The organism is Phaeovulum sp. (assembly GCF_030684035.1).
Classification (GTDB): domain Bacteria; phylum Pseudomonadota; class Alphaproteobacteria; order Rhodobacterales; family Rhodobacteraceae; genus UBA6213.
This window is the reverse complement of the sequence record NZ_JAUXPI010000049.1, coordinates 1-13,943: the sequence shown is the minus strand read 5'-3', so window position 1 is coordinate 13,943 and position 13,943 is coordinate 1. Positions and strand designations below refer to the sequence as shown.

Here is a 13,943-nt window from a genome sequence, read left to right as displayed (position 1 = left end):
CACGATCCGCGCTCGTCGATCTTCCACATCGACCAGACCAAGGTGCTCGACGCCCGCATGGTCCGCATCCTCAGCTGGTACGACAACGAATGGGGCTTCTCAAACCGCATGGCCGATACCGCCGTCGCAATGGGGAAGCTGATCTGAAGCGGCGGGGGCTGCGCGCCCCCGCACCCCGCGGGATGCTTGAGCTGAAGCATTTGATCTGCTTCAGAAACAAGTATCCCCGCCGGAGGCCAGCGCGGCAGCAAGACGGCGCTCAGCGGTATTTCTGTTCCAGCGCCGTCCTGACTGCGGGCGTCACGAATTTCGAGACGTCGCCGCCGAGGCGCGCGATTTCCTTGACCAGTTTCGAGGCAATCGCCTGACGCCGCGCATCGGCCATGAGAAATACGGTTTCGATGCTGGCATCGAGCGCGCGGTTCATCCCGACCATCTGGAATTCGTATTCGAAATCGGCGACCGCGCGCAGGCCGCGGATGATGACCCCCGCGCCCACATCGCGGGCGCAATCGATCAGCAGGTTCTCGAACGGATGCACCCGGATTTCGCCGCCGCATCTTGCGGCAATCGCGGCGCATTCCGCCTGCAGCATCCCCACCCGTTCCTCGAGGCTGAAAAGCGGGCCCTTGTCGCGGTTGATCGCCACGCCGATGACCAGACAATCGACCAGCGCCATGGCGCGCTGGATGATATCGACGTGACCGAGTGTCACCGGGTCGAAGGTGCCGGGGTAAAGGCCGATGCGCATGCTGCCCTCCTTGCGCCGGACGTCATGCCGCCACGCAACAAGATTGCGCGGCCAAATGCAAGAGGCGCGATGCTGCGACGCGGCAAGGACCCGGGGTCAGTTGCCCATGATCATGCCGGTCAGGGCTTCCTTCTCCATCGCCAGTTCCGAAAGCCTTGCCTTGACCACATCGCCGATCGAGATCATGCCGACCAGCACGCCATCCTCAATCACCGGCAGGTGGCGGAAGCGCCGGTTGGTCATCACCTCCATCAACTGGTCGGCGGTGTCGCTGCGGGTGCAGCCGACCGGGTTCGGGGTCATGATATCGGACACCTTGGCGATCAGGCAGCCGTCGCCATGGTTGCCGAGTTCGCGCACGATATCGCGTTCAGAGAGGATGCCGAGCGCCGCCTTGCCGTCGGCCGACACCACCACCGCGCCGATCCGACGCGACGACATGAGCGCGGAAACCTCGGCGACGGTCATGGTGGGGGGCACGGTAACCACTCCGGCGGATTTGGTTTTCAGGATCTGATGCACTTGCATTGCTGCCTCCGCTGTGATTGGTCTTCGCCATAGCGTCACGCCCGCGCAACCTTCTGTCAAGCGGGGCGTTGCCACGCCTGCCATTGCCGCTTGCCGCCAATCGCCTCCCCCCGGCCCCGGAGCCCCTTTCATGCCACGCCGTTTCGCCCTGCCGCTCTGCCTTGCCGGACTTGCCGCTCTGCCGCTTCAGGCCGCGGCGCAGTCCCGCGCCGTTGCCCCGGTTTTCGGCCAGGTTGTGGCCTTCGATGTGGCAGCACCCTTCGGCCCGCTGGCGGCCTTCGAGAACGCCACCGCAGATAGCTACATTCTGGAATTCGTTCCTGCCGGGGATACGCTTGAGGTCTGGTCGCAGATGCTGACGCTTACCGGGGCGCGCGGGCTGGTGGGTGCCGCCACCACCGGAGCCGAGGCGCAGGCGCTCGCCCGGCAATTCGGCGATGCGCTGGGGCGGGGCTATTCCGCGGCCTGCCCCGAAACGCTGCACGCCGAGACCTTCGAAGTGGCGGCAATTGCCGGGGCGCGCGCGGTTTTCGGCGCCTATCTGGGCTGCGGCACGGTGGTTGGCACGGATCATTCCGAAGCCGTGGTGTTTCTGGTGCTGGTCGGTGCCAGCGACATCTACACGCTGCAATGGGCCGAGCGCGGCCCGGCAGAGGCGGTGGCACCGGTTGCCGCCGCCGACCCCTGGGCGATGCGCGCCGGGGTGCTGGCGGCAACGCAGCTCTGCACGCCCCCGGCGGGCGAGGCCGCGCCCTACCCCTCCTGCACCAGATAGGCTTCAAGCCGCGCCACCTCGCGCCGGATCCCTTGGCCCAAGGCTTCGGCAAGCCGCCCGAGCCGGTCGGAGCGGCGATCATCGGCATGGCGGATAAGCCAGAAGGCGCGGGTCAGCGACACTTCGGCGGGCAGGATGCGCACCAGTTCGGGCGCGAAGGGCAGCGCGAAATCATGCACGATGCCAAGCCCGGCCCCGGCGCGCAGCGCCATCAGCTGCACCGGCACCGAATTTGAGGCAAGGCCCACGGTTTCGGCCCCGGTGACGCCGAGGTAATCGAGCTCCTTGTCGAAGATCATGTCGGGGATGTAGCCGATGACACGGTGGCCCGCGAGATCGGCGCGGCTGTTGATCGCGGCGTGGCGGGCGAGGTAGGCCCGCGAGGCGGCAAGGTGCAGCCGGTAATCGGTCAGCTTCTGCACGGTCATCCTGCCTGCGGCGGGGGGCGAAACGGCAATTGCCATGTCGGCTTCGCGCTTGGAAAGGTTGAAGACGCGGGGCAGCGCCACGATCTGGATCTCAAGCCCGGGGTGGGCATCGCAAAGCGCCGCGCAGACCTGCGGCAAAAGGTAGTTGGCGCAGCCATCGGGGGCACCGATGCGCAACTGGCCGCTGAAATGCCCGGCGGAGGCACCCAGCGCTTCGGCGGCCCCGGCGAGCGCCTGTTCGGCCTGTTCGGCATGCGGCAATAGCCGCGCCCCGGCATCGGCGAGCGCATAGCCCTGCGGGCTTTTGACGAAAAGCTGCGCGCCAAGCGCCGCTTCAAGCCGGGCGATGCGGCGGCCCACCGTGGCGGCGTCAAGCTTGAGTCCCCGGCCCGCGCCGGAAAGGCTTTCGGCGCGGGCGACGGCTAGAAACACCCGCAGATCATCCCAGTCGACCATGCCAAACCCCTGCAATTTTGCAAAACGCCTTTGCCATACTGCGTCTTTTCACGGCATTTCTGCAAGACTATGCTTGCCGCAACCTGAACTCTGGGAGGAGACCGCGATGAAAGAGATTGGCCACTGGATCAACGGCAAATCGGTAAAGGGCAGTTCGGGGCGCACAGCCTCCGTTTTCAACCCCGCCACCGGCGAGGTGCAGGCGCGGGTGGCGCTCGCGTCAAAAGCCGAGCTTGATGCGGCGGTGGCCGATGCGGCGCGGGCGCAAGTGGCCTGGGGGGCCACCAATCCGCAAAAACGCGGACGGGTGATGATGGAATTCGTGCGGCTGATCAACCGCGACATGGACAAGCTTGCCGCAGCACTTTCCGCCGAGCATGGCAAGACCTTTCCCGATGCCAAGGGCGATGTGCAGCGCGGGCTTGAGGTGATCGAATATTGCATCGGCGCGGCACAGTTGCTGAAGGGCGAGTTCACCGACAGCGCCGGCCCCGGCATCGACATGTATTCGATGCGCCAGCCGCTGGGTGTGGCGGCGGGCATCACGCCTTTCAACTTTCCCGCGATGATTCCCTTGTGGAAAATGGGCCCGGCGCTTTCTGCCGGGAATGCCTTCATTCTGAAGCCTTCGGAACGCGACCCTTCGGTTCCGCTGATGCTGGCCGCGCTGTTGCAGGAGGCGGGGTTGCCCGACGGCATCTTGCAGGTGGTCAATGGCGACAAGGATGCGGTGGACGCGATTCTTGACAACGAGACCGTGCAGGCGATCGGCTTTGTCGGCTCTACCCCGATCGCGCAATACATCTATGCACGGGGTTGCGCCAACGGCAAACGGGTGCAGTGCTTTGGCGGTGCCAAGAACCACATGATCATCATGCCCGACGCCGACCTTGACCAGGCCGCCGATGCGCTGGTGGGCGCGGGCTATGGTGCCGCTGGCGAACGCTGCATGGCGATTTCGGTGGCGGTGCCGGTGGGCGATGCCACCGCCGATGCGCTGATCGAGCGGCTGGTGCCGCGGATTGAAAAGCTGAAAGTCGGCCCCTGGACCGCCGGGAATGATGTCGATTACGGCCCGGTGGTGACCGCCGCCGCCAAGGCCAACATCCTGCGGCTGGTCGAAAGCGGTATTGCAGCCGGGGCGAAACTGGTGGTCGATGGCCGCAAGTTTGCCCTGCAAGGCTATGAAGACGGCTTTTTCGTCGGCCCGCATCTTTTTGACCATGTGACCGCCGATATGGAGATTTACCGCAAGGAAATTTTCGGGCCGGTGCTTTCGACGGTGCGCGCCAAGACCTATGAAGAGGCGCTCAAGCTGGCGATGGACCACGAATATGGCAACGGCACCGCGATTTTCACCCGCGATGGCGACACTGCGCGCGATTTCGCCAACCGGGTGAATGTCGGCATGATCGGCATCAACGTGCCGATCCCGGTGCCTTTGGCCTATCACACCTTCGGCGGCTGGAAGAAATCGTCGTTTGGCGATCTCAATCAGCACGGGCCGGACGCCTTCCGCTTCTACACCCGCACCAAAACCATCACTTCGCGCTGGCCGAGCGGGATCAAGGAAGGCTCGGCTTTCAACTTCAAGGCGATGGACTGAGCAGGCAGGCCGGGGGGGGGGGTGCCCCGCCCCCCCCCCGGCGCGCGGCTTCGAGGTCAACTGGCGGCAAAGACAAAGCAGCGGTCGCGGCGGATCATCAGCCACATCGGCGTGCCCGGGCTTGGCAGGAAAACCCCCGGAACGCTGGCCAGAAGCATCGAGCCGTCAAAATCCATGGCGAATTCGATCAGCGATTCGCGGCCCAGAAACCGCGCCCGCGCCACCTGCGCACGCGCCGCGGTGCCTTCGGCGGCGGTCGGCGCGGGGCCACGCCCGGCGCGGTCGAAATCGAGCTTCAGGTGCTGCGGGCGGATGACGATTTCCACCTCGGTGCCGTCGGCATGGCCGGGGGCGAGGAAGGTGCCGAACGCGGTTTCCGTCAGCGCCCCCTCCACCCGACCGCGCAAGATATTGAGATCAGAGAAAAATCCGGCGGCGGCGCGATCCAGCGGGGCGTTGTAGAGGTTGTAGGGTGCGCCGCGCTGCACGATGCTGCCACCGCGCATCAGCAGGATCTGGTCGGCCATGCGCATCGCCTCATGCGGCTCGTGGGTGACCAGCAGCACCGCGGTGCCTTCCTCTTTCAGCAGCGCCAGGGTTTCGTCGCGGATCGCATCGCGCAGCCGCTCATCAAGCCCCGAGAAGGGTTCGTCCATCAACAGGATGCGCGGCCTTGGCGCAAGCGCGCGCGCCAGCGCCACCCGCTGCTGTTCACCGCCCGAAAGCGCGTGCGGATAGCTTTGGGCGTGGTGCTCCATATGCACCCGCTCCAGCAGTTCGGCCACCCGCCGGGCGCGGTCCGGACGCAGCCCGGTAAGCCCGAAAGCGACGTTTTCGGTGACCGTAAGATGCGGAAAAAGCGCGAAATCCTGAAACACCAGCCCGACACCGCGCCGTTCGGGCGGCAGGTGCAGCCCCGGCCCCGCCACCGGCGCGCCATCGACGAGAATTTGCCCCGCATCCTGCGCATCGACCCCCGCCACCAGCCGCAGCGTCGTCGATTTGCCGCAACCCGAGGGGCCGAGCAGGCAGCTTACCTGCCCCGCCTCGACCGCAAAGGAAACCTCGCGCACCACCTCGCGCCCGCTGAAGCTGCGGCTGAGACCCTGCACCTCTAGGCGCGGTGGCGGCAAGGAATGGGGCACGCACAATCCGATCAAATCGCTCGGGCTTCCCGATAGCAGCCCGGTTTGGCCCGCGCAAGCGCGGGGCTGCTTCCGGCGGGGAAATCTGGACCAGGGCAGCGCGCTCAGAAGGTAGCGTTGGCGGCACCGCCGTCGAGCAGAATGTTCTGGCCGATGATGTAGCCCGCATGGGCGGAACAGAGAAAGGCGCAGGCGGCACCGAATTCGGCGGCGGTACCGTAGCGCCCGGCGGGAATACCGGCGGCGCGTCGGGCGGCGGCCTCGGCCGGGGTGATGCCCGCCTTGGCAGCGGCACCGGCGTCAAGTGCGGTGGCGCGGTCGGTGGCATGCAGGCCGGGCAGCAGGTTGTTGATCGTTACCCCGTGGCGTGCCACCTGCCGCGCGGTGCCCGCGACAAAGCCGGTAAGCCCGGCGCGCGCCGTGTTGGAAAGCCCAAGCTCGGCGATCGGCGATTTCACCGCCGCCGAGGTGATGTTGACCACCCTGCCCCAGCCTTGCGCGATCATTCCCGGCAGGCAGGCCTGCATCAGCGCCACCGGGGTGAGCATGTTGGCATCGATGGCGCGCAGGAAATCGTCGCGGGACCAATCCGACCAGTGGCCGGGCGGCGGGCCGCCGGCGTTGGTAACAAGGATATCCACCGCCCCGGCCGCAGCCAGCACCTCGGCGCACGCCCCGGCATCGGTGATGTCGCCCGCCACGGCAAGCACCCGCACCCCGTAGCGCCCGGTAATCTCGGCGGCAGTGGCAGCGAGTGCCGCCTGACCGCGCGCGTTGAGCACCAGATCGACCCCCGCCGCGGCGAGGGCTTCGGCAACGCCGCGCCCGAGCCCCTTTGATGAGGCGGATACCAGCGCCCGCCTGCCCCTGATCCCCAGATCCATGGCTATGCTCCCCTTTGGCCACCCGGCGCTTGACGCTGCGCGGGCAAAACGCTTTACCCCGAACTGCATAATCGACGCGCGGCCGTGAGGCCAGCGTCAGACCGAGGTGCCGCCATGACAGCCGAGCCCGCAGCGCCACTTCCCGGACAGGCCGCGCAGGTGTTCGCAGCCGAGGCGGTCCGGGTGACCAGCGGTGCCAACCATGGCGACCCGCTCGGCCCGGCCGAGGCTGCCGTGGCGGGAGATGTCTATCAGCTTGACCGCAGGGCCGCGCCGCTGCGTCTGGTGCTGGCGGGGGGCCTTGGCGACGCCGGGCAGCAGGTCGCGGCGGGATCGGCGCTTGGAGCGCCGGGCGAGGCGGTGGAACTGGTTGCGCGGCATGTGCTGATCGCCCCCGATGGCGACACGGTGGACATTCTGCTGATCGCGCTTGCCGAGAGCGGGCGGCATTACGCGCTGCCGCTTTCGCCGATGGCACCGCGCACCGATTACACCTTGCTTGAATCGCACCGCGACCCCGGCACCGTGCGGCTTTCTGACCTGATCTGCGTCGCCTTTGTTACCGGCACGCTGATCACGCTGGCGGGGGGGGCGCAGCGCGCCATCGAGGCGCTGCACCCCGGCGACCGGGTGCTGACCCGCGATTCCGGGCCACAACCGCTGCGCTTTGTCGGCAAGGCCACGGTGCGCGCGCTGGGCAGTTTCGCGCCGGTGGTGATTTCGGCGGGAACGCTGGGCAACGAGGGCGATCTGGTGGTCAGCCCGCACCACCGGGTGTTTCTCTACCAGCGCGGTGCGCAACGGCTGGGCGAAACCGCCGAGCTTCTGGTGCAGGCCAAGCATCTGGTCGATGGCGAAAGCGTCTGGCGGCGCGAGGGCGGCCATGTCGACTATTACTCTCTGGTCTTCGACCGTCACGAAATCATCTATGCCGAGGGCATCCCCTGCGAAAGCCTGCAGGTAAACGAGGCGACGCTGCGGCTGATGCCCGATGACCTGGCCGACGATCTGCGCAAGCGCTTTCCCGGATTGTCGCACCATCCGCATTTCGGCACCGAGGCGGGCCGCGCCGAGCTTGACCCCGCCGCCCGCGCCGCGATTTTCCGCAAGCGCGGCACGGAATAGCGCGGGCCTGGCTTCGGCTCGGGGATGCTTGCCGCAAACGCTTTCCTGCCAGGCCGAAGCGGCGTAAACTGGCGACCGCGATTTCGATAGGCTCGACCACATGTTGCCCGCGCGCGCTGTTCAGGATTGGCTGCTGGAGACCGAGAACCCTTCGGTGCGGTATTTCACGCTGAAATGCCTGCTGGGGCGGGACCAGACCGACGGCGAACTGCAGGCGGCCAGACGCGCCATCATGGCGAGCCCCGCGGTTCAGGTAATACTGGATCAGCAGCACCCCGACGGCTACTGGCTCAAGCCCGCGCAGTACTACACCGGCAAGTATCGCAGCACCGTCTGGCAGTTGCTGATTCTGGCCGAACTGGGTGCCGACCCGGCCGATGCGCGCATCCAGAAGGCCTGCGATTTCATCCTGACGCAGGCGCAGCACCGCGAAAGCGGCGGCTTTGCCGAAAAAGGCGGGCGCAACGGCGGCAATGCCGGTCTGGTGCTGCCCTGCCTGACGGGCAACATGGCCTGGGTGCTGCTGCGCTTCGGGCTTGCCGCCGACCCGCGCGTGCAGGCGGCGGTGGACTGGATCACCACCTACCAGCGCTTTGACGACGGCATCGCAACGGCACCGCAGGGCTGGCCCTATGACCGTTTCGAGATGTGCTGGGGGCGGCACAGCTGCCACATGGGCGTGGTCAAGGCAATGAAGGCGCTGGCCGAAATCGCGCCGCAGGCACGCGCTGCGGCGGTGGCGGAAACGCTGGCACGGGCGGCGGAATTCATGCTGGTCCACCACATCCACAAGCGCAGCCACGATCTTGCGCGCAAATCCAAGCCGGGCTGGCTGCGGTTTGGCTTTCCGCTGATGTATCAGACCGACGCGCTCGAGATCCTCAACCTGCTGCTGGATCTGGGCTACCGCGACCCGCGGATGGATGCGGCGCTGGCGGTGGTAGCCGAAAAACGCGGTGCAGACGGCCGCTGGCGGCTGGAGAATTCCTACAACGACAAGTTCACCGCGCCGATCGAGCAACTGGGCGCGCCGAGCAAATGGATCACCCTGCAGGCCCTGCGCGCGCTTGGCCGCGCCGGCTGAAGCGCGCGCGCCCTGCGCTTGCGCGGCCCCGCGCCAGCGGCTACACCGCGCGCCATGAACACGCCCGCCCCCCTCCCGCCCGAAATTGCCCGCCGCCGGACCTTCGCGATCATTTCGCATCCCGACGCGGGCAAGACCACGCTCACCGAAAAGTTCCTGCTCTTTGGCGGCGCGATCCAGATGGCCGGGCAGGTGCGCGCCAAGGGCGAGGCGCGGCGCACCCGCTCCGATTTCATGAAGATCGAGGCGGATCGGGGAATTTCGGTTTCCGCCTCGGCGATGAGCTTTGATTTCGGGGCCTTTCGCTTCAACCTTGTCGATACCCCCGGCCACTCGGATTTTTCCGAAGACACCTACCGCACGCTGACCGCCGTCGATGCCGCGATCATGGTGATTGATGGGGCCAAGGGCGTGGAAAGCCAGACCCGCAAGCTTTTCGAGGTCTGCCGCCTGCGCGATCTGCCGATCCTGACCTTTTGCAACAAGATGGACCGCGAGGCGCGCGACACCTTCGACATCATCGACGAGATCCAGCAGAACCTTGCAATCGATGTGGCACCCGCAAGCTGGCCGATCGGCATGGGGCGCGATTTCATCGGCTGCTACGACATCCTGCACGACCGGCTGGAGCTGATGGACCGCGCCGACCGCAACCGGGTGGCCAGTTCGATCAAGATTGCCGGGCTTGCCGACCCGAAGCTGGCCGAACATGTCCCCGCCGAGCTTCTGGTGCGTTTGCGCGAAGAGCTGGAGGTGGCGCGCGATCTGCTGCCCGGCTTCAACCGCCAGAGCTTTCTTGAAGGCCACCTCACGCCGATCTGGTTCGGCTCGGCGATCAATTCCTTCGGGGTGCGCGAGCTGATGGCGGGGATGGCCGAATTTGGGCCCGAGCCGCAGCCGCAAAAGGCCGCAAGCCGCGCCGTTGCGCCGGGCGAGGCGGCGGTAACCGGCTTCGTCTTCAAGGTGCAAGCCAACATGGACCCCAAGCACCGCGACCGCGTGGCCTTCGTGCGCCTCGCCTCGGGGCATTTCGAGCGCGGCATGAAGCTTTTGCATGTGCGCAGCAAAAAGCCGATGGCGGTGACCAACCCGGTGCTGTTTCTGGCCGCCGACCGCGAATTGGCCGAAGAGGCCTGGGCGGGCGACATCATCGGCATCCCCAACCACGGCCAATTGCGCATCGGTGATGCGCTGACCGAAGGCGAGGCGCTGCGCTTTACCGGCATCCCCTCATTCGCGCCCGAGCTTTTGCAGGGCGTGCGGGCATTGGACCCGATGAAGGCCAAGCACCTCGACAAGGCGCTGACCCAATTTGCCGAAGAGGGTGCGGCCAAGGTGTTCAAGCCGATGCTGGGCGCAGGCTTCATCGTCGGCGTGGTGGGGGCGCTGCAATTCGAGGTGCTGGCCAGCCGCATCGAGCAGGAATACGGCCTGCCGGTGCGGTTCGAGCCCTCGCATTTCACCTCGGCCCGCTGGGTGACGGGGCCCAAGCCCGAAGTCGAGCGCTACGTGAACATCAACAAGGGCCACATCGCGCAAGACAGCGACGGCGATCTGGTGTTTCTCACGCGGCTGCAGTGGGACATCGACCGGATCGGGCGGGATTTCCCGGAGCTAAGGTTGACGGCGACGAAAGAGATGATGGTTTAGGGGTTGGCGATGCAGGCACGCTATCTTGGTGACAGCCATGATTTCCTGAAATACGCACTCTTGCGCCAGCTTCACACCGAGTTCGGTGGTCCGGTTGGTCTGAACTGGTATCTGACCGATCCCGAAAAAGTTGACCCTCCCGCACGCAAGGATGGCGAAAAGCGCCATCATTTGCATCAGCCCGTTTGGCGCGCGTGCGATCCGAAGCTGCTCGACGGACTTCACGCATTTCAAGACCCTGCACACCGCCGCATCGCCGATTTTGAAACAAGTGGGATCATGCCCACCGATACGCTGTTCATTTCCGAGGAGGTTCCAACCGATCCTAGCGAGCGTGCCAAATGGCACGGGCGGGCGCTCGCCCGTTTAAGCCGTTGCAGTGTCATTTTTCTGGACCCCGACAACGGCTTCGAGGTCAAAAGCATGACGCCCAAGCGCCGCCCGAAATATGCTCTGTTCGACGAGGTGCGTGATTACGAAGAGTTGGGCGCCATCGTCGTCACAATTCAGTTCGCGCGCCAATGTTCGCCTGAAACCCGCGCCGCTGCCATCGAAACTGAGCGCCGAAAACGGCGCCTCGTTGATGTCCCTGCTCTGCCAGCGCTACGCGGTCGTGTCGCGCCAAACCTGCTTTTCTTCTTGGGCGCGCCGTCACAGCATCATATCCGTCTGATTGGCGCCCTTGGCGAGTTATGCAACCGGTTGCGTTCCTCCAACCGCGAGCCGAACAAGCTTGAATGGCTTGTCGACCGTTAAGCTGATACCCGGCACTCAATCTGCCGAAAAATTTGAGGTCAGCGAGGCCCCCCTACCCCACCAACCTCCCCCACTCCTGTATGGCAAACCGGTCCGTCATCCCGGCCACATAATCGAGCACGACACGGGCCAGCGCCACCTCATCCCCCGCCTTAGCTACATCGCCCTGCCAATCCTCGGGCAGCAGCTCGGGGCGCTCCAAGTACAACGGAAACAGCGCGTTGACCACCGCCGTCACCCGCGCGCGCTCAGTCACCACCGTGGGCGCGCGGTACATGCGGGTGAAGAGGAACCCCTTGATCGCCTTGAGGTTCTGATAGAGCGGCTTGGAAAAGCGGATGATCGGCCCTTCCATCGCGCGGATATCATCGACCGAGCGGGGGCCGAGTGCTGCAAGCCGGTTCTGCGCCACCGCGATCACATCTTCGACCATCACCCCGAAAACCCGCCTCAGCGCTTCGTGCCGCCGCCGCGTCGCATCCAGTCCCGGATAAAGCCGGTCCACCTCGGCGAAGGCGGGGCCGACCAGCGGCAGTTCCATCAGATCGGCCTCGGTGAAAAGCCCCGCCCTCAGGCCATCATGCAGGTCGTGGTGGTTGTAGGCGACGTCGTCGGCCACCGCCGCCACCTGCGCCTCGGCGCTGGCGTTGGTGGTCAGTTCAAGGTTCCACTCGGCATCGACCTCGGCCAGCGCGTAGGGCAGGTGCGCGCGGTCGGGGGCGGCATGCGCGCCCACGCCGCCGATCACCGGGCCGTTGTGCTTGGCAATGCCTTCGAGGGTTTCCCAGGTCAGGTTCAGCCCGTCAAAGCCCGCGTAATGCCGCTCCAGCCGCGTCACGATCCGCAGGGCCTGCGCGTTGTGGTCAAAGCCGCCGTAGGGCTGCATCAGGATCGCCAGAGCATCCTCGCCGGTGTGGCCGAAAGGCGGGTGGCCGAGGTCGTGCGCCAGCGCCACCGCTTCGGCAAGGTCGGTGTTCAGCCCCAGAACCCCGGCAATGGTGCGCGCCACCTGCGCCACCTCGATGGTGTGGGTCAGCCGGGTGCGGTAATAATCGCCCTCGTGCTCGACAAAGACCTGGGTCTTGTGTTTCAGCCGCCGGAAGGCGGAGGAATGGATGATCCGGTCGCGGTCGCGCTGAAACGCGCTGCGAAAGGTCGAGATGCTTTCGGCGTGAAGCCGCCCCCGGCTCATCGCCGGATCGCAGGCATAAGGCTGCAACATCGTCCCCTCCGGCTTGTTCCGGTTCTTGTTGCCGCCTATATTGGGCGAACCGAGCCGCTTGGAAAGCCCCGATGATCCTGCCGCCCAAAGTCACCCCCCGCGCCTTCGCCCGCCTTGCCGCGATCAATGCGGGGCGCGCGGCGCGGCCTTTGCGGGTTGCGGTGGCGGGGGGGGGCTGTTCGGGGTTTCAGTACGAGATCGATTTCGGCACCCCGGCACCGGATGATCTGGTGCTCGCGGGGGAAGGCCAGCAGGTGCTGATCGACCCGGTTTCGCTGCCGTTTCTGGCGGCGGCGACGATCGATTATACCGAGGAATTGATCGGCGCGCGCTTCGTGGTCGAAAACCCGAACGCGACCGCCTCGTGCGGCTGCGGCACCTCGTTTTCGGTCTGATCGGGCAAGCGTAACACGCGTGTTATAGTGGCTAAGCCATTGGTTTTTATGTTTTTTGTAGAAACCGTTAAGGATTTGGCAAACTTTGCCCACGCATGCGCGGAAGGCCGGGAAGGGCCAAACAGAAGGCAGCGCCCGGACCGCCGGGGTGGTCGAGAAGCGCCCGCCCCGGAGGGGGCGGTTCGGGCGCTGCCCGGGCAAGGGCCCGGGCAAGAAGGCGGACTCGCAGCCGCTACAAATCCAGCGCCCCCTGCGCGCCCCGGTCCTCTTCGCGCGCGGCGCGTTTGAAGGCGTCGTCGCGCCTTGCGGGCAGGCGCAGGGCGCGGTCACGCAGTTTCAACGCTTCCTCGATGGTGACAATCTGGATGCGCGGCACCGGGGCGAAGCCGGGCATCTCATACTGGCCTGCCCCCGCCGCCTCGGTCACCATCGGCTTTGATGGCTCGGTCAGGGTCAGGAACACACCGATGCCCGCGCCTTCGCGCTCGATGACCCCGCGCAGATCGCGGATCATCGCCACGCCGACGTTATCGCCCGCCTTGACCGAAACGATGGCGCGGCCCTCGTGCTTGGTGCCAAAGAAGTTGTTGCCGTCAATGCCCTTGTCGGCGCCCTTTTTGGAAAGGTTGCCGGGTTGTGCGTTGATGAGGCTCAGCGCCCATTTCTCGAATTCGAAATAGTAATTCTTGTCGTCGCGCCCGCGTGCCGCCATGTTGCGCGCGCCTTCAAGGTCTTGCGGCACGCCGTGGGTGCCGAACTGCACACCGGGAAAGGCGGCGCGCAGACCGACCAATTTGCAAGAATACGTCGCTCCCATTTCCTCGTTGTTAGTCATCAACCGCGCGTGTTCGGCTGAGCGTATTCACAACAGAAATGATGACTGGCGGGAATTCTGGATTACCCAGAAGCTCTTCATGAAGCTCCGTATTCCAAAATCTATTGGGGATATCCTCTCTGTTCTCTACGTCGTTTTGTGAGTCTAAGAATTTAATAATGCTGCCCTCATCGGTCGAAGGAGACCAAGTAGCATAAAAATTTGGAAACTTATCGACGCGGACTTCTTAGGGAACGTCTGAAAAACCTGCCACTTTCCGCCTGATCTGATAGGCTTGGGCATCCCCACGAGGAGGCTTGCCGA

The 13,943-nt window shown here is 65.4% G+C and carries 14 protein-coding genes and 1 pseudogene; 8 read left to right on the top strand and 7 right to left on the bottom strand.

Annotation, left to right across the window (positions count from 1 at the left end):
* A pseudogene (locus tag Q8J98_RS11995) lies at positions 1 to 147 on the top strand (erythrose-4-phosphate dehydrogenase); the annotation flags it as partial.
* A 112-nt stretch (positions 148 to 259) separates the two neighbouring features.
* On the opposite strand, the gene coaD reads toward Q8J98_RS11995, so the two are convergent.
* Complete coding sequence (gene coaD, locus Q8J98_RS11990; RefSeq protein ID WP_305185426.1) at positions 260 to 751, bottom strand: pantetheine-phosphate adenylyltransferase; 492 nt, start codon at positions 749 to 751, stop codon at positions 260 to 262.
* Between the two features lie 96 nt (positions 752 to 847).
* The gene (locus Q8J98_RS11985; RefSeq protein ID WP_305185425.1) at positions 848 to 1,279 is read right to left on the bottom strand and encodes a CBS domain-containing protein; all 432 of its coding nucleotides are present in this window, start codon (positions 1,277 to 1,279) and stop codon (positions 848 to 850) included.
* 130 nt (positions 1,280 to 1,409) lie between these two features.
* Between Q8J98_RS11985 and Q8J98_RS11980 the strand changes: the two genes are divergently transcribed.
* Positions 1,410 to 2,054 (top strand): hypothetical protein, encoded by a 645-nt coding sequence (locus Q8J98_RS11980; protein ID WP_305294555.1) that lies wholly within the window; start codon positions 1,410 to 1,412, stop codon positions 2,052 to 2,054.
* Here Q8J98_RS11980 and Q8J98_RS11975 read toward each other — a convergent pair.
* The gene (locus Q8J98_RS11975; RefSeq protein ID WP_305294554.1) at positions 2,033 to 2,938 is read right to left on the bottom strand and encodes a LysR family transcriptional regulator; all 906 of its coding nucleotides are present in this window, start codon (positions 2,936 to 2,938) and stop codon (positions 2,033 to 2,035) included. The genes Q8J98_RS11980 and Q8J98_RS11975 overlap by 22 nt on opposite strands.
* A 106-nt stretch (positions 2,939 to 3,044) precedes the next feature.
* On the opposite strand from Q8J98_RS11975, the gene Q8J98_RS11970 reads away from it, so the two are divergent.
* Positions 3,045 to 4,544, top strand: coding sequence for a CoA-acylating methylmalonate-semialdehyde dehydrogenase (locus Q8J98_RS11970; RefSeq protein WP_305294553.1), 1,500 nt, complete (start codon positions 3,045 to 3,047; stop codon positions 4,542 to 4,544).
* A 56-nt stretch (positions 4,545 to 4,600) separates the two neighbouring features.
* On the opposite strand, the gene Q8J98_RS11965 is transcribed toward Q8J98_RS11970, so the two are convergent.
* A complete protein-coding gene (locus Q8J98_RS11965; protein ID WP_305185421.1) occupies positions 4,601 to 5,689 on the bottom strand; it encodes an ABC transporter ATP-binding protein in 1,089 nt (362 codons plus the stop codon).
* A gap of 104 nt (positions 5,690 to 5,793) precedes the next feature.
* Positions 5,794 to 6,573, bottom strand: a complete 780-nt coding sequence (locus Q8J98_RS11960) for an SDR family oxidoreductase (protein ID WP_305294552.1) — start codon at positions 6,571 to 6,573, stop codon at positions 5,794 to 5,796.
* 114 nt (positions 6,574 to 6,687) lie between these two features.
* Between Q8J98_RS11960 and Q8J98_RS11955 the strand changes: the two genes are divergently transcribed.
* The 4 genes from Q8J98_RS11955 (at position 6,688) to Q8J98_RS11940 (ending at position 11,188) form a co-directional block, all read left to right on the top strand.
* Positions 6,688 to 7,698, top strand: coding sequence for a Hint domain-containing protein (locus tag Q8J98_RS11955; protein WP_305294551.1), 1,011 nt, complete (start codon positions 6,688 to 6,690; stop codon positions 7,696 to 7,698).
* 100 nt (positions 7,699 to 7,798) lie between these two features.
* Positions 7,799 to 8,782, top strand: a complete 984-nt coding sequence (locus tag Q8J98_RS11950) for a prenyltransferase/squalene oxidase repeat-containing protein (RefSeq protein WP_305185418.1) — start codon at positions 7,799 to 7,801, stop codon at positions 8,780 to 8,782.
* 54 nt (positions 8,783 to 8,836) lie between these two features.
* Positions 8,837 to 10,432 carry a peptide chain release factor 3 gene (locus tag Q8J98_RS11945; RefSeq protein WP_305294550.1) on the top strand — a complete coding sequence of 532 codons (1,596 nt, stop codon included), beginning with the start codon at positions 8,837 to 8,839 and terminating at the stop codon, positions 10,430 to 10,432.
* A 9-nt stretch (positions 10,433 to 10,441) separates the two neighbouring features.
* Positions 10,442 to 11,188, top strand: a complete 747-nt coding sequence (locus tag Q8J98_RS11940) for a hypothetical protein (protein ID WP_305294549.1) — start codon at positions 10,442 to 10,444, stop codon at positions 11,186 to 11,188.
* A 52-nt stretch (positions 11,189 to 11,240) separates the two neighbouring features.
* Here Q8J98_RS11940 and Q8J98_RS11935 read toward each other — a convergent pair whose 3' ends face one another.
* Positions 11,241 to 12,410 carry a deoxyguanosinetriphosphate triphosphohydrolase gene (locus Q8J98_RS11935; protein WP_305294548.1) on the bottom strand — a complete coding sequence of 390 codons (1,170 nt, stop codon included), beginning with the start codon at positions 12,408 to 12,410 and terminating at the stop codon, positions 11,241 to 11,243.
* Between the two features lie 71 nt (positions 12,411 to 12,481).
* On the opposite strand from Q8J98_RS11935, the gene Q8J98_RS11930 reads away from it, so the two are divergent.
* Positions 12,482 to 12,805 carry an iron-sulfur cluster assembly accessory protein gene (locus Q8J98_RS11930; protein ID WP_305185415.1) on the top strand — a complete coding sequence of 108 codons (324 nt, stop codon included), beginning with the start codon at positions 12,482 to 12,484 and terminating at the stop codon, positions 12,803 to 12,805.
* 232 nt (positions 12,806 to 13,037) lie between these two features.
* On the opposite strand, the gene Q8J98_RS11925 is transcribed toward Q8J98_RS11930, so the two are convergent.
* Entirely contained in the window at positions 13,038 to 13,640 is a 603-nt protein-coding gene (locus Q8J98_RS11925; RefSeq protein ID WP_305294546.1) for a restriction endonuclease, read from the bottom strand.
* Positions 13,641 to 13,943: the final 303 nt, after the last annotated feature.

What these genes read in the sequence shown, in the direction of transcription:
- coaD (WP_305185426.1), bottom strand. Translation starts at nt 751, where the DNA reads ATGCGCATCGGCCTTTACCCCGGCACCTTCGACCCGGTGACACTCGGT.
- Q8J98_RS11985 (WP_305185425.1), bottom strand. Translation starts at nt 1,279, where the DNA reads ATGCAAGTGCATCAGATCCTGAAAACCAAATCCGCCGGAGTGGTTACC.
- Q8J98_RS11980 (WP_305294555.1), top strand. Translation starts at nt 1,410, where the DNA reads ATGCCACGCCGTTTCGCCCTGCCGCTCTGCCTTGCCGGACTTGCCGCT.
- Q8J98_RS11975 (WP_305294554.1), bottom strand. Translation starts at nt 2,938, where the DNA reads ATGGTCGACTGGGATGATCTGCGGGTGTTTCTAGCCGTCGCCCGCGCC.
- Q8J98_RS11970 (WP_305294553.1), top strand. Translation starts at nt 3,045, where the DNA reads ATGAAAGAGATTGGCCACTGGATCAACGGCAAATCGGTAAAGGGCAGT.
- Q8J98_RS11960 (WP_305294552.1), bottom strand. Translation starts at nt 6,573, where the DNA reads ATGGATCTGGGGATCAGGGGCAGGCGGGCGCTGGTATCCGCCTCATCA.
- Q8J98_RS11955 (WP_305294551.1), top strand. Translation starts at nt 6,688, where the DNA reads ATGACAGCCGAGCCCGCAGCGCCACTTCCCGGACAGGCCGCGCAGGTG.
- Q8J98_RS11950 (WP_305185418.1), top strand. Translation starts at nt 7,799, where the DNA reads ATGTTGCCCGCGCGCGCTGTTCAGGATTGGCTGCTGGAGACCGAGAAC.
- Q8J98_RS11945 (WP_305294550.1), top strand. Translation starts at nt 8,837, where the DNA reads ATGAACACGCCCGCCCCCCTCCCGCCCGAAATTGCCCGCCGCCGGACC.
- Q8J98_RS11940 (WP_305294549.1), top strand. Translation starts at nt 10,442, where the DNA reads ATGCAGGCACGCTATCTTGGTGACAGCCATGATTTCCTGAAATACGCA.
- Q8J98_RS11935 (WP_305294548.1), bottom strand. Translation starts at nt 12,410, where the DNA reads ATGTTGCAGCCTTATGCCTGCGATCCGGCGATGAGCCGGGGGCGGCTT.
- Q8J98_RS11930 (WP_305185415.1), top strand. Translation starts at nt 12,482, where the DNA reads ATGATCCTGCCGCCCAAAGTCACCCCCCGCGCCTTCGCCCGCCTTGCC.
- Q8J98_RS11925 (WP_305294546.1), bottom strand. Translation starts at nt 13,640, where the DNA reads ATGACTAACAACGAGGAAATGGGAGCGACGTATTCTTGCAAATTGGTC.